Annotated in this window: 22 protein-coding genes and 1 pseudogene; 10 read left to right on the top strand and 13 right to left on the bottom strand. The window is 55.1% G+C overall.

From position 1 onward, the window contains the following. Positions 1–107: 107 nt before the first annotated feature. Positions 108–431 carry a hypothetical protein gene (locus GA0061070_RS04550; protein WP_090134053.1) on the bottom strand — a complete coding sequence of 108 codons (324 nt, stop codon included), beginning with the start codon at positions 429–431 and terminating at the stop codon, positions 108–110. A 159-nt stretch (positions 432–590) separates the two neighbouring features. On the opposite strand from GA0061070_RS04550, the pseudogene GA0061070_RS04545 reads away from it, so the two are divergent. Further along, positions 591–2,981, top strand: a pseudogene (locus GA0061070_RS04545) (phosphoketolase family protein). A 36-nt stretch (positions 2,982–3,017) separates the two neighbouring features. Here GA0061070_RS04545 and GA0061070_RS04540 read toward each other — a convergent pair. Beyond that, a complete protein-coding gene (locus GA0061070_RS04540) occupies positions 3,018–3,344 on the bottom strand; it encodes a four-helix bundle copper-binding protein (protein ID WP_090134051.1) in 327 nt (108 codons plus the stop codon). Positions 3,345–4,126: 782 nt separating this feature from the next. Between GA0061070_RS04540 and GA0061070_RS04535 the strand changes: the two genes are divergently transcribed. The 7 genes from GA0061070_RS04535 (at position 4,127) to GA0061070_RS04505 (ending at position 9,207) form a co-directional block, all read left to right on the top strand. Further along, positions 4,127–4,309 carry a con-10 family general stress protein gene (locus GA0061070_RS04535; protein ID WP_090125319.1) on the top strand — a complete coding sequence of 61 codons (183 nt, stop codon included), beginning with the start codon at positions 4,127–4,129 and terminating at the stop codon, positions 4,307–4,309. Positions 4,310–4,407: 98 nt separating this feature from the next. Continuing rightward, on the top strand, positions 4,408–4,902 hold the full coding sequence (locus GA0061070_RS04530; RefSeq protein WP_090134048.1) for a YciE/YciF ferroxidase family protein: 495 nt from the start codon (positions 4,408–4,410) through the stop codon (positions 4,900–4,902). An 86-nt stretch (positions 4,903–4,988) separates the two neighbouring features. After that, a complete protein-coding gene (locus GA0061070_RS04525) occupies positions 4,989–5,495 on the top strand; it encodes a ferritin-like domain-containing protein (protein ID WP_090134046.1) in 507 nt (168 codons plus the stop codon). Between the two features lie 21 nt (positions 5,496–5,516). Continuing rightward, the gene (locus GA0061070_RS04520; protein ID WP_090134044.1) at positions 5,517–6,392 is read left to right on the top strand and encodes a manganese catalase family protein; all 876 of its coding nucleotides are present in this window, start codon (positions 5,517–5,519) and stop codon (positions 6,390–6,392) included. A gap of 276 nt (positions 6,393–6,668) precedes the next feature. Next, positions 6,669–8,069 carry a cytochrome ubiquinol oxidase subunit I gene (locus tag GA0061070_RS04515; protein ID WP_090134042.1) on the top strand — a complete coding sequence of 467 codons (1,401 nt, stop codon included), beginning with the start codon at positions 6,669–6,671 and terminating at the stop codon, positions 8,067–8,069. Beyond that, the gene (gene cydB / locus GA0061070_RS04510) at positions 8,069–9,079 is read left to right on the top strand and encodes a cytochrome d ubiquinol oxidase subunit II (protein ID WP_090134040.1); all 1,011 of its coding nucleotides are present in this window, start codon (positions 8,069–8,071) and stop codon (positions 9,077–9,079) included. The genes GA0061070_RS04515 and cydB overlap by 1 nt, the downstream gene beginning before the upstream one ends. Continuing rightward, positions 9,079–9,207 (top strand): DUF2474 family protein, encoded by a 129-nt coding sequence (locus GA0061070_RS04505; RefSeq protein ID WP_082934097.1) that lies wholly within the window; start codon positions 9,079–9,081, stop codon positions 9,205–9,207. The genes cydB and GA0061070_RS04505 overlap by 1 nt, the downstream gene beginning before the upstream one ends. A gap of 16 nt (positions 9,208–9,223) precedes the next feature. Here the strand turns inward: GA0061070_RS04505 and GA0061070_RS04500 are convergent, their stop codons facing one another. The 7 genes from GA0061070_RS04500 to GA0061070_RS04470 all read right to left on the bottom strand — a co-directional run bounded on the left by GA0061070_RS04500 (position 9,224) and on the right by GA0061070_RS04470 (position 18,161). Then, the gene (locus GA0061070_RS04500) at positions 9,224–10,207 is read right to left on the bottom strand and encodes a cytochrome d ubiquinol oxidase subunit II (RefSeq protein WP_090134038.1); all 984 of its coding nucleotides are present in this window, start codon (positions 10,205–10,207) and stop codon (positions 9,224–9,226) included. After that, entirely contained in the window at positions 10,204–11,595 is a 1,392-nt protein-coding gene (locus GA0061070_RS04495; protein WP_090134036.1) for a cytochrome ubiquinol oxidase subunit I, read from the bottom strand. Before GA0061070_RS04495 ends, GA0061070_RS04500 begins: the two co-directional genes overlap by 4 nt. Beyond that, entirely contained in the window at positions 11,588–12,067 is a 480-nt protein-coding gene (locus GA0061070_RS04490; RefSeq protein ID WP_090134034.1) for a helical membrane plugin domain-containing protein, read from the bottom strand. Before GA0061070_RS04490 ends, GA0061070_RS04495 begins: the two co-directional genes overlap by 8 nt. Beyond that, positions 12,067–15,039: a formate dehydrogenase subunit alpha gene (gene fdhF / locus GA0061070_RS04485; RefSeq protein ID WP_090134032.1), complete on the bottom strand. Its 2,973-nt coding sequence runs from the start codon at positions 15,037–15,039 to the stop codon at positions 12,067–12,069. The genes GA0061070_RS04490 and fdhF overlap by 1 nt, the downstream gene beginning before the upstream one ends. A 417-nt stretch (positions 15,040–15,456) precedes the next feature. Further along, positions 15,457–15,963: a 2-oxo-tetronate isomerase gene (locus GA0061070_RS04480; RefSeq protein WP_090134030.1), complete on the bottom strand. Its 507-nt coding sequence runs from the start codon at positions 15,961–15,963 to the stop codon at positions 15,457–15,459. A 57-nt stretch (positions 15,964–16,020) separates the two neighbouring features. Beyond that, entirely contained in the window at positions 16,021–17,214 is a 1,194-nt protein-coding gene (locus GA0061070_RS04475; protein WP_090134028.1) for a zinc-dependent alcohol dehydrogenase, read from the bottom strand. Between the two features lie 38 nt (positions 17,215–17,252). Further along, complete coding sequence (locus tag GA0061070_RS04470) at positions 17,253–18,161, bottom strand: SDR family oxidoreductase (RefSeq protein ID WP_090134027.1); 909 nt, start codon at positions 18,159–18,161, stop codon at positions 17,253–17,255. Between the two features lie 197 nt (positions 18,162–18,358). Here GA0061070_RS04470 and GA0061070_RS04465 point away from each other — a divergent pair, with 197 nt between their 5' ends. Next, positions 18,359–19,684: a cation:proton antiporter gene (locus GA0061070_RS04465; RefSeq protein ID WP_090134025.1), complete on the top strand. Its 1,326-nt coding sequence runs from the start codon at positions 18,359–18,361 to the stop codon at positions 19,682–19,684. A 29-nt stretch (positions 19,685–19,713) separates the two neighbouring features. After that, entirely contained in the window at positions 19,714–20,049 is a 336-nt protein-coding gene (locus GA0061070_RS25305) for a LuxR C-terminal-related transcriptional regulator (RefSeq protein ID WP_244153035.1), read from the top strand. Between the two features lie 128 nt (positions 20,050–20,177). On the opposite strand, the gene GA0061070_RS04455 is transcribed toward GA0061070_RS25305, so the two are convergent. The 4 genes from GA0061070_RS04455 to GA0061070_RS04440 all read right to left on the bottom strand — a co-directional run bounded on the left by GA0061070_RS04455 (position 20,178) and on the right by GA0061070_RS04440 (position 24,759). Next, complete coding sequence (locus tag GA0061070_RS04455) at positions 20,178–21,410, bottom strand: MFS transporter (RefSeq protein WP_090134023.1); 1,233 nt, start codon at positions 21,408–21,410, stop codon at positions 20,178–20,180. A gap of 143 nt (positions 21,411–21,553) precedes the next feature. Beyond that, positions 21,554–23,092: a DHA2 family efflux MFS transporter permease subunit gene (locus tag GA0061070_RS04450; RefSeq protein ID WP_090134022.1), complete on the bottom strand. Its 1,539-nt coding sequence runs from the start codon at positions 23,090–23,092 to the stop codon at positions 21,554–21,556. Between the two features lie 10 nt (positions 23,093–23,102). Beyond that, positions 23,103–24,281, bottom strand: a complete 1,179-nt coding sequence (locus GA0061070_RS04445) for an HlyD/EmrA/EmrK family protein (RefSeq protein ID WP_090134020.1) — start codon at positions 24,279–24,281, stop codon at positions 23,103–23,105. Positions 24,282–24,303: 22 nt separating this feature from the next. Next, positions 24,304–24,759: a MarR family transcriptional regulator gene (locus tag GA0061070_RS04440; RefSeq protein ID WP_090134019.1), complete on the bottom strand. Its 456-nt coding sequence runs from the start codon at positions 24,757–24,759 to the stop codon at positions 24,304–24,306. Positions 24,760–24,766: the final 7 nt, after the last annotated feature.

The raw sequence follows: 24,766 nt of genomic DNA, 5'->3' as shown, positions 1-24,766 counted from the left end.
GCAACGTCTCATCGTGTTTCATTATTCCGCCCCTTGCCGTTTCGATCTCCAGAGATGAAGAACACCATCCAGAAGCCTGGCAGGCTGGCTCGCTTTCGGTATCAGATTCAGGCGAAATCTTCGGACGGCCCATCCAGAGGGCGCAGCGGCGGAAAGATACGGGCAATTTCATCAGCAACATCAAATTCGGTTAAATTTTCTTCGGCAATCAATAGCCAAATCGAACCTTGCGGTGATTTCCATTCGGTAATAAAAAGTTGCGCATCCGGGCGTAACTCGACTTTCTCTCCGCTGTCGCGCATATGAAACTGCCAGCCGCGTTTATCGTTATCCGGCAGCGTTAACCAGAGCGCCGGGTAAACGCCGCGCCAGACTTCGCCATGGTGCTCGCCGCCCAGAACCAGATATTCCTGCATCACTGTTTTCGCCATTGACCTTCTCCACCAGATGAACATTTATCAAGCTTACAACATAGGCCAGAAACCGCGTCCCGACGCCTCTCCTTAACATCTATGCCAGGCTTAAGGAGAATCAACGTTGACAGGAGTTACCTCTTCTGACCTCACCGCAACAACACAAAAGGAGAACACATGACGGCATCTTCCCTTTCTGACCATGACATTAAATTGATCGATCGCTACTGGCGGGCCGCTAATTACCTCTCCGTTGGACAAATTTACCTGATGGATAACCCTTTACTGCGCGAACCCCTCAAGCCGGAGCACATCAAGCCGCGCCTGCTGGGACATTGGGGGACCACGCCGGGTCTTAACTTTATTTATGCCCATCTCAACCGCGTTATACGCCAGCGCGATCTCGATATGATCTATATCTGCGGCCCAGGGCATGGCGGTCCAGGCATGGTGGCGAATACCTGGCTTGAAGGCTCCTACAGCGACATTTATCCGCAGGTGAGCCAGGATGCTCAGGGGATGAAAAAATTGTTCCGTCAGTTCTCTTTTCCCGGCGGGATCCCCAGCCACGCCGCGCCGGAAACGCCCGGTTCCATTAATGAAGGCGGCGAACTGGGTTACTCGCTGGCACATGCGTTCGGCGCAGTATTTGATAACCCGTCGCTGATTGCCGCCTGCGTGATTGGCGATGGTGAAGCGGAAACCGGCCCGCTGGCCTCAAGCTGGCATGGGATTAAATTCCTCAATGCCGTGCGCGACGGCGCAGTACTACCGATTTTGCATCTTAATGGTTACAAGATTGCTAACCCGACCATCCTTGGGCGCGCCAGCGATGACGATCTGTTTCAACTGTTTCGCGGCTACGGGTATGAACCCCTGCTGGTTAGCGGCCATGAGCCGGAACAAATGCATCGCGATATGGCACAGGCGCTGGATAACGCCCTTGACCACATTGCGAATTTTCAGCAGCAGGCGCGCAACCATCAGACAGCAGAGCGTTTACCGCGTTGACCGATCATTTTGTTACGCAGCCCCAAAGGCTGGACTGGCCCGCAAACGGTGGACGGCAAAAAGGTGGAAGATTTCTGGCGCGCACACCAGGTGCCGGTTTCTTCATGCCGGGAAAACGACGAACATCGCCAGATCCTGCAACATTGGATGCAAAGCTACCAGCCGGAGGATCTCTTTGATGAAAACGGTCAGTTAAAGGCGGAATTGCGCGCGCTGGCACCCAACGGTGATAAACGCATGGGCGCTTCGCCATGGGCGAACGGCGGCCGTTTACGCCGCGAACTGATAACACCGGCACTGCAACCTTACGCCGTGGAGGTGACATCTCCCGGTGAATCCCAGGCGGAATCCACTGCGGCACTTGGCGCATATCTGGCAGGCATTTTCCGGGAAAATGCAGATAACTTCCGCCTTTTTGGCCCCGATGAAACGGCATCTAATCGTCTGAGTAAAGTGTTTGATGTGACCAGCCGCACGTGGCAGGCGGCGCAAAAACCGTGGGATGAACAGCTCGCGCCCGATGGTCGGGTGATGGAGATTCTCAGCGAACATCAATGTCAGGGCTGGCTGGAAGGGTATCTGCTCACCGGGCGGCACGGCCTGTTTAATTGCTATGAAGCTTTTATTCATATTGTCGATTCGATGTTTAACCAGCATGCCAAGTGGCTGAAAGTGTCCCGAAAATTGCCGTGGCGGGCGCCCATCTCCTCGCTGAATTACCTGCTCTCGTCCCATGTCTGGCGCCAGGATCACAACGGCTATAGCCATCAGGATCCTGGCTTTATCGATCACGTTGCCAACAAGAAAGCCGATATTGTGCGCATTTATCTGCCGCCAGATGCCAACACGCTGCTTTGCGTGGCGGATCACTGCCTGAAAACCTGGGATCGCATCAATGTGATCGTCGCCGGGAAACAGCCTGAGCCACAATGGCTAACGCTTGATGGCGCAGCTAAGCACTGTGCGGACGGAATGGGGATTTGGTACTGGGCTGGCACGGTTGAGGAAGGTGAAACGCCGGATGTGGTGATGGCCTGTGCCGGTGACGTACCCACCATGGAGACACTCGCGGCGGTCGATCTGCTGCGTGAATTCCTGCCAGCGTTACGTATTCAGGTAGTGAACGTGGTTGATTTAATGGCTTTACAGACCAGCGATCAACACCCGCACGGCCTGAGCGAAGAGGCGTTTGACGCCCTTTTCACCGCCGATAAGCCGGTCGTTTTCGCCTTCCACGGCTACCCCAGTTTGATCCACCGTTTGACCTACCTGCGCAACAACCACCGCAACTTTCACGTACGCGGTTTTATGGAGGAAGGCACTACAACCACGCCGTTTGATATGACGGTACTGAACGAACTGGATCGCTTTCATCTGGCGCAGGAAGCGATATTACGCGTGCCGTCGCTGCAAGGTAAAGCGGACGAGATCCTTGATCTGTTGCAGGAGAAAATCGCAGCCCACCATCGTTACGTCCGCGAATACGGTGAAGATCTGCCGGAAGTGCAGAACTGGAAATGGCCGTCACAGCAAGGCAGCGACGCTGCGCCGGAATAGGAATACCGGGTCAGCGCCACCGCGCTTATTACCGCATCAGGCGGCCAGTTGCAGGCAGGCTTGCGCGCAGGTTCGACACGCCTGCGCGCACTGCTGGCAGTGTTCATGCTGGTGCCTGCTACACTCTTCAGCGCAGGATTTACAAATATCCACACATACCCGGCACAGCGGTTGCAGATATTCATTCTCCAGCGCCATAAACTGCCCCACCAGCCGACAGAGCGCCGCGCACTGAAGATCCAGCTTGATGCAGTTGCGCATCATTGCCATATCCTCTTCATTCAGACAACTCGCCGCGCAATGCTCGCAGGCAATGGCGCATTGGTAACAGGCATCGCTACAGGTTTTATGTTCGGTTTGCATAAATTCCTCCTTTTGTCATCGGAGGTATTAAGTGTGAACGAAGGTTGCATTTACGCGAATTATTAATTTATCTGCACAATAAAATGGCGTTCATCCCTGGCGGAAATACTTTTATCAGAAATACCAGACAACAAAAATCAATTAAATTCGTTTAAAATTAATATATTAAACAACACCCTGGGTGATTACCCATACTGAGAAACAGTAACATTCAGTGCTAACGCATCTTAACCAGGACTATTCTGAGAGCGTTTTTCTTAATTGTTAGCAGACTAATTCCGGTAGCGAATATGCATTTGCATGCCTTCAGGATCGGTCCGGATTTCCTGTTCCTGAAGGTCTTTTTATTGCTGCTAACGTTTCGACTCTTCCTTTCTGCATAAAAAAGATGTTAGGTGCACGACACATCACAGCTATGCCTCTCTTTCCTCTAAGATTTGTCTTAAAACAATTAACAAAATTTATGTAAATCCTTTTCAGGGCAATGCAAACGAGTAAACAAAAGTCACTATTTCGGCTATTTCTCCGTCATTTTAGCCATTTAGTAACCATAGTTATTATTCAATATCTATAAAAATGACCATAAGCTCTTTATCTGCAAAGATATATAACTTACACAACGGCTTTAGAATATATACCAAGTGACTAATTTTTCATCACATCAATTTTTACCGCTTCGGTTTGACTAATTTTCGATAGCAACTAACTTTAATCACGAGCACCGACGACATTGAGATGCAAAACATGTCGTTTATTTTAAACAACGAAACTGGAGAAATAACATGACTGAACATCGTGGCGGTTCTGGTAATTTCGCAGAAGATCGTGAAAAAGCATCCGAAGCAGGTCGTAAAGGTGGTCAACACAGCGGCGGTAATTTCAAAAATGATCCGCAGCGTGCATCTGAAGCCGGAAAAAAAGGCGGCCAAAATAGCCATGGCGGTGGCCGCAAATCAGGTGAATGATTCATTACCACCTCGCTTCAAGCATCTTAGTAATTAGCACTTTACGGCGAGCCTACATGGCTCGCCATTATTTTCTCTTGCATGAAAGGTAATTCTCTATGCAGATTAATTCCCTGACAGATCTATTTATTCATTCTCTCTCTGATATTTACAGCGCAGAGAAGCAACTGACCCGCGCGCTCTCCAAACTGGCGCGAGAATCTTCAAGCAGCGAGCTGTCTGAGGCTTTCAAAAAGCACTATGAAGAAACCCAGGGGCAGATTGAGCGACTTGACCAGTTAGTAGAAGCCGAGCCCAATATCAAACTTAAGCGCATGAAATGTCACGCGATGGAAGGATTGATTGATGAAGCCAATGAAGCCATTGAAGCCACGGAGAAAGGCAGCGTACGCGATGCCGGACTGATTGCGGCCGCGCAAAAAGTCGAACATTACGAAATTGCCTCCTACGGTACGCTTTGTACCCTCGCCAGTCAGTTAGGTCTGAAAAAGGCGCAGCAATTACTTGCCGAAACGTTAGAAGAAGAAAAAACCACCGATACATTACTTACCAAAATAGCGACTTCAAGTATTAACCAGAAAGCCGAAGGCTAATAACCGCCAGTAAACCAGCAAATGTCATCCCTGATAATATTATTCTTCAGGGTCAATAATACAGCCCCAAAATAGAGGAATGTACTATGACGCCGCAAGAAAATTATCATGACTGGTTACGCGACGCGCACGCCATGGAAAAACAAGCGGAATCGATGCTCAATGCAATGAGTAGCCGCATCGATAATTATCCCGATCTGCGTGCAAGAATTGAACAACACTTAACGGAAACGCAAGGGCAAATTAAACTTCTGGAAGAGGTTCTCGACCGCAACAATATTAATCGATCATTAATGAAAGATGCCACCAGTAAAATGAGTGCTATGGGCCAGGCCGTTGGAGGCATGTTTTCTTCTGATGAAGTTGTCAAAGGCTCAATCAGCAGTTACGTATTCGAGCAATTTGAAATTGCCTGTTATACGTCGTTAATTTCTGCGGCAGAAAAAGTCGATGATATTGCCAGCATCGATATTTTCAAACAAATTCTTGCCGAAGAGAAAGCGATGGCTGAATGGGCGTTTAATCATTTACCCGACGTTACCGAACAATTTTTACTTCGTGATGCCGCTGCCGGTGTAGAAGCTAAAAAATAAACTAAAGCATCAGGAGAATTTATGTTTCGACACGTAAAACAACTACAGTACACCGTACGCGTCAGCGAGCCAAACCCAGGGCTGGCGAACCTATTACTGGAACAGTTCGGCGGCCCGCAAGGCGAGCTGGCGGCAGCCTGCCGTTATTTCACCCAGGGCCTGGGCGATGACGACAGTGGCCGCAAAGAGATGTTGATGGATATTGCCACCGAAGAATTAAGCCATCTGGAAATTATCGGAACTCTGGTCGGCATGCTGAATAAAGGCGCAAAAGGCGAACTGGCCGAAGGTACAGAAAATGAAGCGGAACTTTATCGCTCATTAACCGCCAATGGCAATGACAGCCACATTACTTCACTGTTATATGGCGGCGGCCCGGCCCTGACGAATTCCGGCGGCGTGCCGTGGACGGCGGCTTATATTGATACCATTGGCGAAGTCACGGCGGATATGCGCTCCAATATTGCGGCAGAAGCACGCGCGAAAATTATTTACGAACGGCTGATTAATGTCACGGACGATCCGGGCGTTAAAGATGCGCTGGGTTTTCTGATGACGCGAGAAGCGGCGCATCAACTCTCCTTCGAGAAAGCGCTCTATTCCATTCGTAATAACTTTCCGCCAGGTAAATTGCCGCCCATCGAACAGTACAGCAATGTGTACTACAACATGTCCGAGGGCGACGATCCGCGCGGAAGCTGGAACAGCGACGAAAACTTCGACTACGTGGCCGATCCGCAGCCTGCCGTGGATGGCGGCGATGGCCTCGCCACGGTACAACTCAACGATAAACAGCGCGCGCTGGTGAAAGCGATGGCGGAACGTACGCAATCCGATCCCCGTGTTGATCCGCTGACCGGTGCTGAACTGGGTAGCGGAGAACCGCAAGAGAAATAATACTTACTGATAACCTGTCGTATTCACCCCTTAGAGCCTATCCCAGTAGGCGTATATTGTTGCAGCCAGTTTGGGCACGGACAGCGCGCAACAACCGGAGCGTACACTCAGTACGTGAGGATTACTCGCTTCGCTCGCCCTAAAGGGCCGCCGCAAGCGGCGTTCAAAATGCTATAACATTTTGTGTGAGCACTGCCCAGGACCAAAATGGCAAATAAAATAGCCTAATGGGATAGGCTCTTAGTTTAGGGGTGTTTTTTTGTGGGGTAACCGGGCATGTTTGAGTTCGATGCATTCCATCTGGCAAGGCTTCAGTTCGCCTTTACGGTCTCGTTTCACATTATTTTTCCCGCCATCACTATCGGGCTTGCCAGCTATCTGGTGGTGCTTGAAGGGTTATGGCTGAAAACCAAAAATCCCGACTGGCGCGCGATGTATCACTTCTGGCTGAAGATCTTTGCCGTCAACTTCGGCATGGGTGTGGTTTCCGGGCTGGTGATGGCTTATCAGTTCGGTACGAACTGGAGCGGCTTCTCCCAGTTTGCTGGCAGTATTACCGGGCCATTACTCACCTACGAGGTGCTGACCGCTTTCTTCCTTGAGGCGGGTTTTCTCGGCGTGATGTTGTTTGGCTGGAATAAGGTGGGGCCGGGTCTGCACTTTTTCGCTACCTGCATGGTGGCGCTGGGCACGCTGATGTCCACTTTCTGGATCCTTGCCTCCAATAGCTGGATGCATACGCCGCAAGGGTTCGCCATTGAAAATGGTCAGGTGATCCCTGTCGACTGGTTTGCGGTCATTTTTAACCCTTCGTTCCCATACCGTTTACTGCATATGACCATTGCCGCTTTCCTCAGCACCGCCCTCTTCGTCGGCGCTTCCGCCGCCTGGCACTTGCTGCACCGCAATGACACACCCGCAATCCGCAAAATGTTGTCAATGGCGATGTGGATGGCGCTGGCCGTCGCGCCGCTCCAGGCGTTTATTGGCGATATGCATGGCCTGAACACCCTGAAACATCAGCCAGCGAAGATCGCCGCCATTGAAGGGCACTGGGAAAATCCGCCCGGCGAAGCCACGCCGTTGTTGCTGTTTGGCTTGCCGGATATGGAACAAGAACGCACCCGATACGCAGTGGAAATCCCTTCGCTTGGTAGTCTGATCCTCACCCACTCGCTGCACGAACAAGTGCCAGCGCTGAAAGATTTTCCGAAAGCGGATCGGCCCAACTCCACCATTGTCTTTTGGTCATTCCGTCTGATGGTAGGTATGGGGCTATTGATGATTGCGCTCGGTGTTGCCGCTTTGTGGTTGCGTTTTCGCCACCGGCTGTATGAATCGCGTCCCTTCCTGTACTTCGCACTGTGGATGGGCCCGGTGGGGTTGATTGCCATTCTTGCCGGTTGGGTGACCACCGAAGTCGGGCGACAACCCTGGGTTGTCTACGGGCTGCTGCGCACGGCAGATGCGGTTTCCTTGCACAGCACCTTACAGATGAGCCTGAGTCTGCTGGCCTTTATCGTGGTGTACACCTCGGTCTTCGGCGTCGGTTACAGCTATATGGTGCGGTTGATTAAGAGAGGGCCGCAGCCCTGGGATGAACACGCAACAGACGGCAGACCGACGCGCCCGCTCTCCGCGGCGGGTGAACGTTTGCAGGCGGAGGAGAAAAAATAATGGGCATCGATTTATCGCTTATCTGGTTTGTCATTATCGTCTTTGCCACATTGATGTATATCGTGATGGACGGCTTCGATCTGGGCATCGGTATTCTCTTCCCGGCAATTCAGGATGGCGGCGAACGAGACATTATGGTGAACAGCGTCGCGCCGGTATGGGATGGCAACGAAACCTGGTTGGTGCTCGGCGGAGCCGGGCTTTTCGGCGCGTTTCCTCTCGCTTATGCGGTGATCGCGGATGCGCTGGCCATCCCGCTGACATTAATGTTGATCGGTCTTATTTTTCGCGGTGTGGCGTTTGAGTTTCGTTTTAAAGCCACGCCGAATCACAAACCATTCTGGGATAAGTCCTTTCTCGCCGGATCGCTGCTGGCGACCTTTATGCAGGGCATGGTGGTCGGCGCGGTGATCAACGGTTTTGCCGTCACTGGCCGTACCTTCAGCGGCGGTTCGCTCGACTGGCTGACACCCTTTAACCTGTTCTGCGGTATTGGGCTGGTTATCACTTATGCCCTGCTGGGCGCCAGTTGGTTGGTGATGAAAAGTGAAGGAAACCTGCAACAGAAAATGCGTGTTGTCGCCAGAACGCTGTTGCTGGCGCTGCTGGTGGCGATGGCCGCGATCAGCCTGTGGACGCCGCTTTCCCATGCGGCGATCGCCGAACGCTGGTTCAGTCGGCCAAATATCTGGTTCTTTGTCCCGGTTCCGCTGCTGGTGATCCTCTTCAGCGTCTGGTTATGGCATACGCTGAGCAACGTGCAATACCATATTTTGCCGTTCGTTTTGACGCTGGGGCTGGTTTTCCTCGGCTTTAGCGGGCTGGGCATCAGCATCTGGCCGCATATTATTCCACCGGATATCACGCTGTGGCAGGCCGCCGCGCCGCCGCAAAGCCAGGGCTTTATGCTGGTTGGCGCACTGCTGATTATTCCGGTGATCCTGGGTTATACCTTCTGGAGCTACTATGTGTTTCGCGGGAAAATTCAGCATGGTGCGGGGTATCACTGATGTCATTTAAACGTATCGCACCGAAAATCATGTGGTTTGTTGGCCTGTGGTTTGCCAGCGTGCTGGCCCTGTTTCTCGTCAGCTCTGTGCTCAGGCTGCTGATGTCAATGGCCGGGCTACGCGCGTAAGGCAACGCGGGAAGGTTTACTCAATCTTGCCGCTGAAAACGCGAAATCCCCAGCTGTTATAGAGCAGCGTGATGGGCACCAGTAACGCAAAACTGATCAGCAGAAATTTTTGCGTTTCTGGCGGCGCGGCCGCCTGGTGGATCATCACATTAACCGGAACGATAAACGGAAACAGGGTAAACACCAGCGCGCCCAACGCGCAGCTCACCAGCATGAGGATCGCCGCCAGCGGCATAAACGCGTAGCGCCGCGTAAGGCTGAACCCTAACCCGGCGGCGGCGATTACCGCCACGCTGAGTAGCGGCAGCCACAGCCACGGGTTCAGCAGATGGCGACGCCAGGTTTCCTGTAATTGCCCCGTCCAGAAGAGTAATCCCGCCACCAGTAACGCGGCGAGCGCGACAAGCGGCGGGATCGCGCGTCTGCCCCACTGTTGCAATGCTCCAGTGCAGCGCCAGTTCAGCCAGCCGGCGCCCATCAGGCAGTAACCAACCACCAGTGCCAGTGCACAATACAGAGGAAACGGGCTGAACCACTCGCCGCCGGTGCCGTTAAACTGCTGGCCGTCATTCGGAATGCCCTCGATCAGACAGCCGACAATAGTGCCCTGCGCGAGGCTCGCCAGTAACGAGCCGCCCACCAGCATCGTATCGAACAGGCGCGGGGCGTGGTGGCGATACTCAATTGCCATCCCACGCACAACCAGCGCCAGCAGCATGGCAAAAACCGGGACATACAGCGCGCTGAGAATAATGGCATATGCCAGCGGAAACAGCCCGAGCAGCCCTCCTGCCGCCAGCACCAGCCAGGTTTCGTTACCGTCCCACACCGGCAGCAATGAGAGATTAATCCTCTTGCGGGAAGCGGCATCTCGCTGCAATCCACACAGCATACCGGTGCCGAGATCGGTGCCATCAAGCAGCACGTAGATCCACACGCTCAGCACCAGCGCCGCCGCCGACAGTGTTTGCAGCCAGGGTAACCCCAACACGTCACTCATTCATCGGCTCCTCTTCCCGTACGTTGCGCCACTTCCGGCATTGCGCTCTCTTCGTCCGACTGCGGCGGGTGCGCGAGCAAACGCAGCAAAAACCACAGCCCGAGGCTGAACAGCAGCAGATAAACGGTGACGGTAGCCGCCAGTGAACCCAACAGTAAACCCGGGGCTATCGGCGATGCACTTTCATCGGTGCGCAGCAGGCCATATACCGTCCACGGCTGGCGTCCGGCCTCCGTTACCACCCACCCCGCCAGCATGGCGATAAACCCGGCTGGAGCCATCAGCACCATCAGCTTATGCAACCAACGCGCGCGCCACAGACGACCGCGCAGGCGCACCACCAGCCCGGCGATACCCGCCGTGGCCATCAACAGGCCAAGGCCGACCATCAGGCGAAAAGACCAGAACACCAACGGCACCCACGGTAGTTCGTTGGTGGGGTATTGGTTGAGGCTATGAATGGTGCCACTCAGGTTATGGCGCAGGTAGAGTGAACCGATATCGGGGATGGCGACTTCATAATGGTTGCGCTGTTCGGCCATATCCGGCAGCGCAAACAGCCGCATCGGCTCGCCTTCACCCGGCGGCGGCGGATTCCAGCTCCCTTCCATCGCCGCCAGTTTTACCGGCTGGTGATCGCGGGTGTTTTCGCCATGCAGATCGCCAAGCACGATTTGCAGCGGTGCCATCACTACCAGCATCCACATACCGAGAGAGAACATTTTACGTGCCGCAGGATGACGCACATCGCGCAGCAAATGCCATGCGCCACTGGCTGCGACCAGACAGGCGGTGCCGAGCAGCGCGGCCGCTACCATGTGCGCCATCCGCCACGGAAACGACGGGTTAAAAATTACCGCCCACCAGTCCACGGGGCGAAAACGGCCATCCGCGCCGATGGCAAAACCGTCTGGTGTTTGCATCCACGAGTTCGCCGCGAGGATCCAGAAGGCGCTGAAAAACGATCCCAGCGCCACAATGCAGGTCGCCATAAGATGGACCCACGGCCGCACCTTGCCCATGCCGAACAGCATCACGCCCATAAAACCGGTTTCAAGGAAGAACGCCACCAGCACTTCCATATAGAGCATCGGCCCGAGCACTGCGCCCGTCCGGCTCGCCAGCCCGCTCCAGTTGGTACCGAAAGCAAACTCCATCACCACGCCAGTCACCACGCCGACGGCAACATTGAGAGCGAAGATTTTGCTCCAGTAGCGCCACAGGCTGAGCCAGACCTGCTGCCTGCGCCAAAGCCACATCCCTTCCAGCAGCATCAGAAACTGCGCGAGGCCAATAGTGAATGCCGCCAGCACAATATGGAAGCCGATGGTGAAAGCGAATTGCGTACGCGCCAGCAGCAGAGCCGTTTCCGGACTGATATCAGGCATCGCTGGGCTTACCGGTAAAAGCGGAGATCGGCTTGTCTACCGGCTCCTCCATACGCCGGGAAAACGCCGCCAGCCCATGGATCAGCGGACGCAGTGCGCGCCAGAGATCGTCATCCTGCAACATCTTCCACGCTCCATGTACGCCGGGCGCTTTTTCCTCGTCATCGGCTTTTGGCTGGCTTATTGCCTCTGCCAGATCGCGCAGGCCAAAGGCCAGTTTATAGACGCGATCCGGCGGCAATGAAGAGAGCGCCATCAGCATCAGGGAGATATTCTGAATGGCGTTCAGCGTGCCCTGCCGCTGCAAGCCGTTGACGAGGATCTGCGCCACTTCGTTGTTCGCCGCGACCAGATCGTTCAGCAACCGCAGCACACCGTGCTGGTGCAGGGTTTCCAGCAGGCGATCCAGTTCTTCTCGGGCGTCCGGCCCGATTTTTGCCGGTTCCGGCTGATACTCAATCGATTTCGCCATTAAAATTTCTCCGGATGAGGTTCATGTTCCGGCGGCTCGCGGTAATCGTCACGACGCCATTTCTCTTCCACCGGCACCCTGGAGATGGGAGTACGCTTACCGTGGCGGAAGTTATGTTCCGGTAAAGGATTGGGATGGGGCGTTCTGTCAAGCGCGTCGAGGCGGATGGCGATCTCTTTATAGGCTGGCGTATTCACCGCCGGATCGTGATGTTCGCCGGTCAACTGATTGATGCCCTCTTTACCCTGATGAATCGAGATAAACAGCACCTTGCCCTGCACCCGATCAGTGACCAGCACCGGGATCTCCAGTGCGCCACGGCGGGAACTCAGCCTGACCCAGTCGCCAGTGTTCAGGTTACGGCCAGCCGCCAGTTCAGGGCTGATTTCGACATACCATTCGGGGGATAAGCTGGTGGTGCGCCCGCCTCTGCCGCTCTGATTCGTGGACTGAAAATGCTCCAGCATGCGGCCATTATTCAGCAGCAGATCGTAGTCGGCATCTGCCTCTTCCGCCGGAGGCTGCCAGCTCACCGGATAGAGCGTGGCGCGGCCATCCGCGCTTTTGAATTGGTCGGTATAAAGCAACGGCGTGCTGCTGCCATCCGCCTTCACCGGCCAGAGTTGCGATTTCCAGCCCTCCAGCCGCTCATAACTAACGCCTGCAAAACTCCCGGCGATGCCTGCCACCTCGGCCATGATTTGCCCCGGATGGGTATATCCCCAGTCGAAGCCCATCCGCGCAGCAAGCTGAGTCAGGATCAGCCAGTCCGGACGGCTGTCGCCGAGCGGTGGCATCACCGGGTAGAAACGCTGAATGCGCCGCTCAGTGTTGACAAACGAGCCCTCTTTTTCCACGCTTGGGCAACCTGGCAGCACCACGTCAGCGAACTGCGCGGTACGGCTGAGAAACAGATCCTGTACCACCAGAAAATCCAGTTCGCTAAACCCCTGATGCACATTGGTGGTATCGGCATCGGAAAAAGCCGTCTCTTCGCCAATCACATACATCGCACGAAGCTGGTCGCTGCTGGCGAGTTTGACCATCATAAAATTGTCTTCGCCTATCTCCAGCGAGAGCCGCTGCGGGTCCACACCCCAGGCGCGCGCCCACTTATCGCGCACCTGCGGATCGCTGACCGATTCATATCCAGGATAGAAATTTTTCAGGCAACCGAAATCGCTGGCACCCTGCACATTGTTATGCCCACGCATCGGATAACCGCCGGTTCCCGGCCGACCGTAGTTGCCGGTCACCAGTAGCAGGTTGGAGAGCGCCGTGCTGGTATCTGCGCCGTGGCTGTGCTGGGTGATCCCCATCGCCCACATAATGCAGACGCTGCCCGCGCGGCCAATCCGCTCCGCCGCCGCGCGCAGATCCGCTTCCTGAATGCCGGTAATTTGCGCGGCATAATCGAGGGTGAAGGGTTCAAGCGAGCGGCGGTACGCCTCGACATTGTTAACGCGCTGAGTGAGAAACGCCTCGTCGGCGTAACCGTGGTCAAACATGTAGCGGGACATCGCCGAAGCCCAGACCAGATCGGTGCCAGGGTGAATGCGCAGGTGCTGATCGGCGCGTTCGGCCATTTCGTGGCGTCGCGGATCGACCACCAGCCACTGCTGACCGCGCTGTTTTTTCGCGGCCTTCAGCCGTGAGGCAATTACCGGATGGTTTTCTGCGGTATTACTGCCGACGATCACCACCAGCTCCGCCTGTGCCAAATCCGCAATAGTACCCGCATCGCCGCCATAACCCACGGTGCGAAACAGCCCTTCAGTGGCCGGGTTCTGGCAGTAACGTGAGGAGTTATCGACGCTATTAGTGCCGATAATCAGCCGGGCGATTTTTTGCGTCAGATAGGCTTCTTCATTACTGCCTTTGCTGGAACCAATAAAACCGATACTGTCCGGCCCCGTTTCATCGCGGATCGCCAGCAACCGTTTAGCGACCAGATCCAGCGCCTCCTCCCAGGAGGCGGGCCGGAAGCGGTCATTTTCGCGGATAAGCGGCGTGGTCAGCCGCTGCGGGCTGTTAATAAAATCCCACGCGAATTTCCCCTTCACGCAGGTGGAAATGCCGTTGGCGGGCGCGTCGGTGACGGGCTGGACTTTCAGCAGATGACGGTCGCGGGTCCACATCTCAAAGCTGCATCCCACGCCGCAGTAAGTACAGACCGTTTTGGTGCGTTTAATCTCCTGCTGGCGCAGTTGCGTATCGATGACAGACACCCCGGAAACGATCTCTGCGCCGATGGTATTTTCCAGCGCCTTCACCACGTCGATTAGCGGGCGTTTCAGCGACTGGGGCATGGAGGTAAACGGCCCGGCATCGGGCTGCATGGTTTTTTCCAGCAGCGCGTTACAGGGGCAAACCGTGACGCAATGGCCGCAACTGACGCAACTGGAACCCGCAATCCGCGTGCCGCCATCCCACAAAACACGGGGATGTTGTTGGGTGTAATCAATGCTCAGCGTTTCGTTCACTTCCACATTCTGGCAGGCTTCCACGCAGCGCCCGCACAGGATGCACTGATCAGGATCGTAGGTGTAAAACGGGTTGGATTCGTCCTTCACGTAAGGTTTACGCTGCCACGCATAGCGCTGAATCGGCAGATGCATGTCCACCATAGTGTTGTGCAACGTGCAGTCGCCGGTGTTATGTTCGCAGACCGTGCAGTAGAGCTCATGTTTCGCCAGCAGGCGATCCATTCCCTCTTCGCGGGCGGCGCTGGCATGCGGGTTGGCGCTGTTGATCTCCAGGCCTTCATGGCTGCGCAGCGTGCAGCCACGCACCAATTTACCCGCCTGTTCCACCCAACAGACATCGCAGGTTTGCAGCGGCTCCAGCGCCGGGTGATAGCAGACATGGGGCAAGGTCTTGTTGCAGGCATCCAGAAAATCAATCAATGGGATATCCGCCGGGCCAACAAGGGCCTGGCCGTCGTAAATTACGGTACATTTTTGCAGGCTCATTTTGCTTCCTCAGACCCATCCTCTACGTCCGTTCCCTTCTGCGGGGAAACAGATCACCTTCCGCGTCTGTACGCGGTGAGTGTTTTTACATGACGTATCGATGATGTTTAAAAATAGCCGCTACAACATAGCGGCCAAATTGTCAGGCGATTGTTGCCTTAGCCAGAGATATTTAGGTATTTTCTTATGTCGTTAAAAAAGGCCACGCGTGTGGCCTGTTCACGGTTATTTTTTGGGCGGAACGGGTTTTTTATCGCCGGATTCCGGTGCTTCATGGGGATCGTCTTTTTCAACCTGTAACATGGTTACCTCCTCATTATTTACGCAGACTTTTCACTATAGCCCGGTAAAGCAAAAAACAACCAAACGGCACAAGGAAGATTATTTCCTCGTTACGCTTGTTTTATTTCAGCGCGCTCATTTCCGCATTTGGTCAGATTCGGCTAATAAGCGAATTAATCTGCCGAGGGCATAATTGGTCGCCTCTTTAATATTCGCTTCGCTGTCGCCGGTAAACTGTTTCACCCGGGTATGCACGCTGTTGTCGGCTAGTTGCCAGGCAAACCAGATCGTGCCCGCAGGCGTGCCATCTTCGCCGCCGTCCGGCCCGGCATAGCCGCTGACCGCAACACCGATATGCGCCTGCGACTGGCGCACTGCGCCCGCCGCCATCTCAATAACCGTCTGTTCGCTTACCGCCGTGTGTGCGGTAAGGGTTTCACGACTGACACCAAGCATGATCATCTTGGCTTCGTCGGTAAAGGTTACAAACCCGCTGCCATAGAATGACGGGGTATCTTCCGCCGCACACAACGATGAGGCGATTATCCCGCCGGTGCAGGACTCCGCCGTCGCCAGTTGCAGCTTCTTTTCCGTTAACAACCGCCCCAGTTCATTGGCAATAGATAACGAAGGTGTAGTCATCAAATCGCTCTCCAGAGTAAAGGCACAGACACCGCAGCGCCTGTGTCTGACACAGAATCAGACGGTAGCTTTTTCCGCATTCATGCCGGGTACGAGGATCACTTTGCGGCACTCTTGCTGGCGTTTTTCGAAGATTTCATACCCGCGCGCCGCCTCTTCCAGCGGCAAATGATGGGTAATAATCTCCTCCGGCGTCAGGTGTCCCTGTTCGACAAGCGCCAGCAATTCCGGCAGCCAGGCATGAACATGCGTCTGCCCCATTTTGAAGGTCAGCCCTTTATCGAAGGCATCGCCGAACATAAAGCCGTGGATAAACCCGGCGTAAACGCCAGGCACGCTGACGATGCCGCCACGCCGCACCGCAGCGATACATTGCCGCAGCGCTTTCCCGCTGCTGCCTTCAATTTTGAGTGTGCTCAGCACGGTTTCCGTAATGCTGCCTTTCGCTTCAAAACCCACGGCATCTATCACCGCATCAACGCCCCGGTTGCCCGGCGTATTTTCGATAATCCACGCAGCGGGATCGTCGTTTTTATCGAAATTAATCGGGATAGCGCCATAGCGTTGCCGGGCGAACTCCAGCCGGTAATCGTTGTGATCGATGATAAAAATCTGCTCAGCGCCTTTAAAGCGCGCGCAGGCCGCCGTCAGCAACCCCACCGGCCCGGCACCGTAAATGGCCACCCGCGAGCCCGGTTTCACTTCGGCATTCAGCATAGCCTGCCAGGCCGTCGGCAGAATATCGGAGAGGAACAGCACCTTCTCATCCGGCAGAATGTCCGGGACTTTAAAGGGCCCGGTGTTGGCTTTCGGCACACGGACATACTCCGCCTGCCCGCCCGGAACACCGCCGTACAGGCTACTGTAGCCAAACAGCGCGGCGGGCGGCGTAATGCTCTTGCGATTTAGCGCTGCGCCCTGTCCGCTGTTGGTGTTTTCACAGGCCGAATATTGCTGCAACTGGCAGAAAAAACAGTCGCCGCAGGCGATCACAAACGGGATCACCACGCGATCGCCTTTGCTGACGTTTTTCACTTCCGGCCCGGCTTCGACAACTTCGCCCATAAACTCATGGCCGAAGATATCGCCATGATGCGTACCCGGAATTTTGCCGCGATACAGATGCAAATCGGAGCCACAAATCGCCGTCGCGGTCACGCGCAGAATGATGTCGTCCGGCGCGATTAACCCCGGATCGGCGACGTTCTCAACTTTGACGCTATGAGGTCCATGATACGTTAATGCTTTCACAGGCGATTCTCCTGACGTTGATAAAAGAGGGCTGCGCGTTACACGGTTCCCGTACCACCGTCAGAACACCAGACCTGGCCTGATGCATAGCTGTTTTCAGACGAAGCCAGGGTGACATACAGCGGCGCAATCTCTGCCGGCTGGCCGGGACGGCCGAGCGGCGCGGAGGCGCCAAACTGCTCGATTTTTTCCTGCGGCTGCCCGCCGCAGCATTGCAGCACCGTCCAGTACGGGCCAGGCGCAACGGCGTTCACACGGATGCCTTTCGGCCCCAATTGTTTGGCAAGGGATTTGGTAAACGTCGCGATGGCTGCCTTGGTCTGGGCATAATCGAGCAGTATTTCGCTCGGTTCGTACGCCTGAACGGAGGTGGTATTAATAATCGCCGCCCCGCGGGACATCTTCTTCAGCGCGGCTTTGGTGATCCAGAACATGGCGTAGACATTAGTTTTGAACGTGGCATCAAACGCTTCGGTGGTCAGATCTTCTATCGATTCACAGAACTGCTGACGCCCGGCGTTATTCACCAGCAGATCCAGCCCACCTAACGCTTCACTGGCCTGTTCCACTAATTGCTGGCAGAACGTTTCATCGCGGATATCGCCGGGGATCGCCACCGCCTTGCGTCCGGCTTCTTTGATCAGGGCAATCACTTCCCGCGCATCCTCCTCTTCCGCTGGCAGGTAGTTGATGGCCACATCGGCACCTTCGCGGGCAAAGGCAATCGCAACAGCGCGGCCGATACCGGAATCACCACCAGTTATCAGCGCCTTACGGCCATTCAGCCGACCGCTGCCCTGGTAGCTTTTTTCACCGTGATCGGGACGCGGCTCCATTTTCCCGGCAAGGCCGGGGAACGGCTGTTTTTGATGTGGAAATGGCGGAACCGGGTAGTTTTCGGTATTAGTCTGATTTGTGGTGTGCTTCGGGTTATTTATGCTATCCATTCACTTACCTCTCAATGTTTAATTACCACGAACGTAAAGGGTAGAACAAAAATAGCGATGAATGAAAATAACGAAGCTGAAAATAATATTTTATCGTTCACAACACCTAATTTACCGCCTCGCTTTGCAATATCCTTGAATATAGTCTCTTCAGCGGCTACACCCTTTTAAATAGCTAAATGACACAGTGGAGAGATATGGGATATTGGGCGTGGACGGCAGCAACTGGCTGTTTATTATTATTAATGTCACTCTCTTATGGCTGGATAAACCGTGCGCCAGTGTCGGTTTTTGGCCTTTATCTGCTGGTGGGTATTGCCTGCGGCCCCTGGGTATTTAATATCCTCAATATTGATATTGCGGCACACGCCATGTTGACTAGCCGGGTTACAGAAATCGCTATGGCGGCTTCGCTCTTTATTACCGGGTTAAAAATTCGCCTGCCACTCACCTCGCCTTACTGGAAGATGGGTATCAAACTGGCGCTGCCTGGCATGTTGCTCACCATCGGGGGAATGATGCTGGCCGCCCATTTCATGGCCGATCTTTCCTGGCCGCTGTCGCTGGCGCTTGCCGCGATCCTCGCACCAACCGATCCGGTACTGGCAAGCCTGGTCTCCATCAACGATGCCAGGGATGGCGACCAACTCCGAATCGCCCTCTCCAGCGAAGCCGGGCTGAATGATGGCACCGCTCTGCCTTTTCTGATGCTGGCGCTGATCTGGCATCGGGCGGGCGGCAGCATCAGCGCCGATGAGTGGCTTAGCTGGCTGAGCATCGATCTGGTCTGGGCGCTGGTAGGCGGGCTGGCTATCGGTTTTTTGCTGGGGCGCAGCATTGGGCTTATCGCCACCCGCTCCCGACATGCTCAGGGCGAAGTCGCGCCCAGCGATTTTGTCGCGCTGTCGCTGATCTGTCTCAGTTTTTCCTTTGCCATGGCCGTCAGCGCGTCCGGTTTTCTTGCTGCGTTTGCCGCCGGCGTTGGGCTGCGTAGCGCCGAAGTCAGCGTGCAGAAAAGGCATCCGGACCAGAAAGAAGTTGACCACGACTTACCGGCGGAAATGCAGGTGAACCCCCACGCGCGCCACGGACTGGAAGAACATAACCCGATCAAATCGGTGGGGTTGGTGATTGGCGATGCGCTCTCCTTTGGCGATACGGTTGAGCGGATCTTTGCGGCGGCGCTGGTGATTATTCTGGGCATCACGCTGGCGCAACACTGGGATATGCCCGCCCTGCTGTTGGCTTTCATGCTGTTTGTCATTATTCGACCGCTGTCGGTGCTGTTGCTGACCTGGCATTCGGAAGAGTCGCTGTTGCATCGTCTGAGCCTCGGATGGCTGGGGATCCGCGGCATCGGTAGCCTGAATTATATTGCGTATGCGTATATGCACGGGTTAGACAGCGTCCGCGCCAGCGAACTGGCGAATATCGCTATTACGATAGTGACTTTCAGCGTGCTGATCCACGGCATCTCGGTCACGCCATTGCTGACGTTGCGCCGCAAGCGGGAGCAGGATTAAGGCGGGGCTTACCAGCACTGCAAAGCGCGGTGGCGAAAAATCTTCGACGCAGTTTACAAGACCTCGGCCCGGATCTTGCCTTGTGGCTGGCTCACCTGAATAAGCAGCCCACGCAGAATATGGTCATCCGTACGCTACTTAGCCAATTGGGCGCGATGCTGCCCGCTCCCGCAACTGCAAGCCTGCGGTTAACGGAGCGCGAACAGCAAACATTGCGCTTAATTGCCGATGGCCATTCCAACAAACAAATCGCCAGCGCACTGGGGAGCTCTGTGGAAACCGTCAAATGGCATCTGAAACAGTTATATGAAAAGTTGCAGGTGAAGGGGCGCATTCAGGCACGTAAACAACAACTGTTACACTGACTATTCACGAAGGGACTCCCGCATGATCAAAACGCCCCCCTTCTTCTCTCTGCGGCGCGTGGCCAATCCCGTCAAAATTAATCAGCTTCGCCGCCGGGCGCTTTCCGGTCTTCCCCCCGCACCAGCGGTTAAGCTGTACTGCTCTCCAGCCGCTGACGATGCCTAAGTCCGGGGAACATCTTCATCCACAGCGCCACCACCAGCAGCGTGCCAATACCACCCAGCGCCGCAGCGGGCACAGCTCCGAGCCACGCGGCGAGCATCCCGGATTCAAATTCGCCAAGCTGATTTGAGGTGTTGATAAAGATCGAGTTAACCGCATTGACCCGCCCGCGCATCTCATCCGGCGTATCCAGTTGCACCAGCGAACCGCGGATCACCATGCTCACCATATCGCAGCCACCGAGGGCGAACAGCGCCAGCAGTGACAGCCACATCAGGTTTGAAAACGCAAAGATCAGCGTCGCCACGCCAAACCCGGTCACGCTGATAAACATGATCATTCCGACGTTGCGCGTAAGTGAACGGTGGCTGAGCCAGAAGCCCACCAGCAGCGCCCCAACCGCAGGCGCGCTGCGCAAACCCAATCCCAGCGGCCCGGTATGCAACACATCATGAGCGAAAATAGGCAGCAGCGCCGTCGCCCCACCCAATAACACGGCAAACAGATCGAGAGAGATCACCCCCAGCACATCCGGGCGTTTGCGGATGAAATTCACCCCGGCGAACAGTGATGAAAGCGTGGCGGGTGTGCGTCTCGGCTGCGCCTGTTCATAGCGCAATGTGGCGACCAGCAACAACGACATCAGATACAACCCCGCCGTGGCGGTATACACCACCTCCGCGCCCGCCGCATAGAGAAAACCGCCCAACGCCGGGCCGACAATCTGCGCAGCCTGGCCGGAAACCGCATTGGCAGCGGTGGCGCGGGGTAAAATCGAGGCCGGAACCAGAGCTGGCAGCATCGAAATCATCGACGGTGATTCAACAGTTTTGGCGCAGGCGATAATAAAAATCAGCAGCAGGATCACCCAGACGCTGGCATCGCCTTGCCACGTCAGCCAGGCCAGCACCGCAATCGCCAGCCATTCGCAAATTTGTCCTATCAGCACCACGCGGCGCCGATCAAACTGGTCAGCGATATGCCCGGCAGGCAGTGCCAGCGTGACCGAAGGAACAAACTGCACCAGACCAATCATCCCCAGCCAGAAGGCGCTTTGCGTCCGGGAATAGATCTGCCAGCCGACAATGATGGATAACATCTGAAAACCAAAGCTGGAACTGGTTCGCGACAGCCAGAACGCGACAAAAGAACGGTGCTGCAATAAACGACCATCACTGCCGGATAACACGGGTGCCATAGCGTATCTCATCTTATTCCCGTCATACTTCAGGTTACACGTGCTGGCTTTTTATTCAGACTCGGACCTCTGGCCCTGCGCAAGCACTGCTCAAAACGGAAACGCGTTTTGTCCTGCAACTCGAATTATTTTGGGTATCTGTATTAATGTCCTGCTGCGGGCGGCGCACCAGACACACCGGAACGCACAAACGGCGGACGGGCAAACCAAATCAACACCATTAGCCCCATAAAACCCCAGCCCAGCAGCCAGAAATAGTCGATGGTCGACATCATATAGGCCTGTTGCTCGATGGTTTTATCCACTGCTGCAAGGTGCTGCTGCGTTACACCACCCATCTTATGCAGGTAGTTCATTGCCGCAGGGTTATAAGTAGTAACGCTCTCGGTGAGGTTAGCATGGTGGTAAACCTCACGCCGCGACCAAATCCAGGTGGTGAGCGACGAGGCGAAAGAACCGCCGAGCACGCGGAAAAAGGTCGCCAGCCCGGAGCCTTCCGCCACTTCAACACCATTCAAATTCGATAGCACAATGGTGGTGATCGGCATAAAGAAGAAGGCCACACCGATGCCCATAAACATCTGCACTTCGGCAATAGTGCGAAAATCGACGCTGGTATTGAACTGAGCACGAAGTAAACACGATATGCCCATCGTCAGAAACGACAGCGTGGCGAGGAATCGCAGATCCACTTTGTGCGCATAGCGGCCGATAAACGGCGTCAGCAACAGTGGCAAAAAACCCATCGGCGCAGCGGCCAGCCCGGCCCAGATGGCGGTGTAGCCCATCTGGGTTTGCAGCCACTGCGGCAGAATAATGTTGATGGCAAAAAACGCCGCATAGCCGAGCGTCAGCGTTGCCGTACCGATCGCGAAGTTACGATCCTTAAACAGCCGCAGGTTCACAATCGGGTGGTTTTCCCCCAGTTCCCAAATCACAAACGAGACCAGCGCAATCGCGGAAATAACAGACATGACGATGATTTCCGGCGCGTTGAACCAGTCAAGATCGTTGCCTTTGTCGAGCACCACCTGCAACAGCCCAACGCCGAGAACCAGCAACACAATGCCAATATAATCAATCGGCGCAGTGGTGGTAGTCTCTTCCCTGGCGCGAAGCTGGCTCCAGACGGTAATGGCGGCGAAAATCCCGATCGGCACGTTGATATAAAAGATCCACGGCCACGAGTAGTTATCAGTGATCCAGCCGCCAGTGATCGGGCCGACAATCGGCGCCACAACGGTCACCATCGACAGCAGGGCCAGCGCCATGCTGCGTTTGCTGGTCGGGAAAATGACCAGTAATAGCGTCTGGCACATTGGGAACATCGGCCCGGCGAAAAAGCCTTGCAGGGCGCGGAAAATAATCAACTCGGTCATGCTGTGGGCGAAGCCGCAGAGGAACGAGGTCAGGGTAAAGAGCGCCACCGAACCGACAAACAGCTTAAGCTGACCGAAGCGGCGGGTGAACCAGCCAGTTAGTGGCAGCGCAATGGCGTTACACACCGCAAACGAGGTGATCACCCAGGTGCCCTGATCCGAGCTAACGCCGAGATTACCGGCGATGGTCGGCAGCGCCACGTTGGCGATAGTGGTATCCAGCACCTGCATAAATGTTGCCAGCGACAACGCAATCGTCGCCAGCAGCAGGCTGGGAGGCGTAAACGCCGACTTATCTTGCATAACGTCTCTCTTAACGGGCGCTGGACGCTACCGCCTGGCTGTTGTCATGAAGAATTTTCGCCACCAGTTGATCGGCATTTTGCAGCGCGTTCTGGTACACATCGGTGGTAAAGCGCGGTGCGGCAACAGTTTGCTGTGGCAGCAGGTGACCATCCGTATCATGGATATCCACGCGGGCAAACATTGACAGCCCCACGCGCAGCGGATGTTTCTGTATATCGTGCGGATCGAGCGTGATGCGCACCGGCAGACGCTGGACAATTTTGATCCAGTTACCACTGGCATTCTGCGCGGGTAGCAACGAGAAGGCGCTGCCGGTACCAATGCCAAGGCTCTCAATCACCCCGTGGTATTCGACGTTATCGCCATAGAGATCGGCGGTCAGCGTCACTTTCTGCCCCAGTCGCATCGTCTCCATCTGGCTCTCTTTAAAGTTGGCATCCACCCAGACCTGATCCAGCGGCACAATCGACATCAACGTCGTGCCGGAATCAACCCGCATGCCAAGCTGCACCGCGCGTTTGGCAACAAAGCCGCTCACCGGCGCAACAATGGTACTACGGGCATTGTCGAGATAGCGCTGGCGCAGGGTGGCGACCGCGCTTTTGATTTCCGGGTGGCTGTCGATAACCGTGTCATCGACCATCGCCAGATTGGTGGTTAACGCCTGTTGCGCCGCCGCCAAATCGCTTTTCGCAGTAGTCACCGCATCGCGGTAATGCGCCAGATCTTCAGCAGCAATCGCTCCGCTGGCGAAGATCTTTTGCCGACGCGCATAATCATTTTGCGCGGTTTGCAGCGCCACCTGTTTCGCTTCAACCTGCGCGCGATAGTTATCGGCGGTGCTGTAAAGCCCGCGCACCTGGCGCACAGTGCTGGCAAGGTTGGCTTCCGCCTGTTGCAGGGCGATTTCCGTATCGCTCGGATCGAGTAGCACCAGTGGCTGCCCTTTTTCTACGTAATCGCCTTCATCAACCGCAACCTGCGTGACAGTACCGGCAATTTGCGGGGTCAGCGTTACCAGGTTGGCATTGACGTAGGCGTCATCGGTCGTTTCGTAATAGCGGGCATACAAAAAGTACCAGGCCAGACATCCTGCGGCGATCGCCAGCAAGATGAGGAACAGAATAGCGAAGTTGCGCTTACGTTTGCCCGGCGCGCGTTCGGCTTGTGCAGATGAAGTTTGCATCGTGAATACCTTATTGGACAGCTTAGCGATGTGGGCGGGTTGCCTCTTCCGGCAACATTTTTATCAATAAATCGACCAGCAATCGGGACTCGTCATGTGTCAGGCGGCAGGTCAGCGAACTGAGAATCGAGGCCAGCGCCTCATTCTGGAAACGTTCGCAAATCTGCTGCCCTTTTTCGGTCAGTGCCAGGATAACCTGGCGTTTATCCTGCGGATTGGTGTTGCGCACGATCAGATCGCGTTTCGCCATCCGTTCCAGCATGCGGCTCATTGCCCCCGCATCCATCAGCAAGTTTTTGCTCACTTCTATCGGGCTGTTAAAGCCTTTGTAGATACTGATCAGCACTTTGAACTGGGCGGCAGTGATGTCCGTCGACGAAAAATACTGGCTGATGAGCTGGTCTTTAAACTGGTTCGCCAGATGAATCAGTAAACCAAGATGCAGTTTGGGAATGGGGGTATCTGTCGTGTCTGTCATGATGTTT

It is taken from the genome of Kosakonia oryziphila (assembly GCF_900094795.1).
GTDB lineage: Bacteria > Pseudomonadota > Gammaproteobacteria > Enterobacterales > Enterobacteriaceae > Kosakonia > Kosakonia oryziphila.
This window is presented reverse-complemented; position numbering and strand designations above follow the sequence as displayed.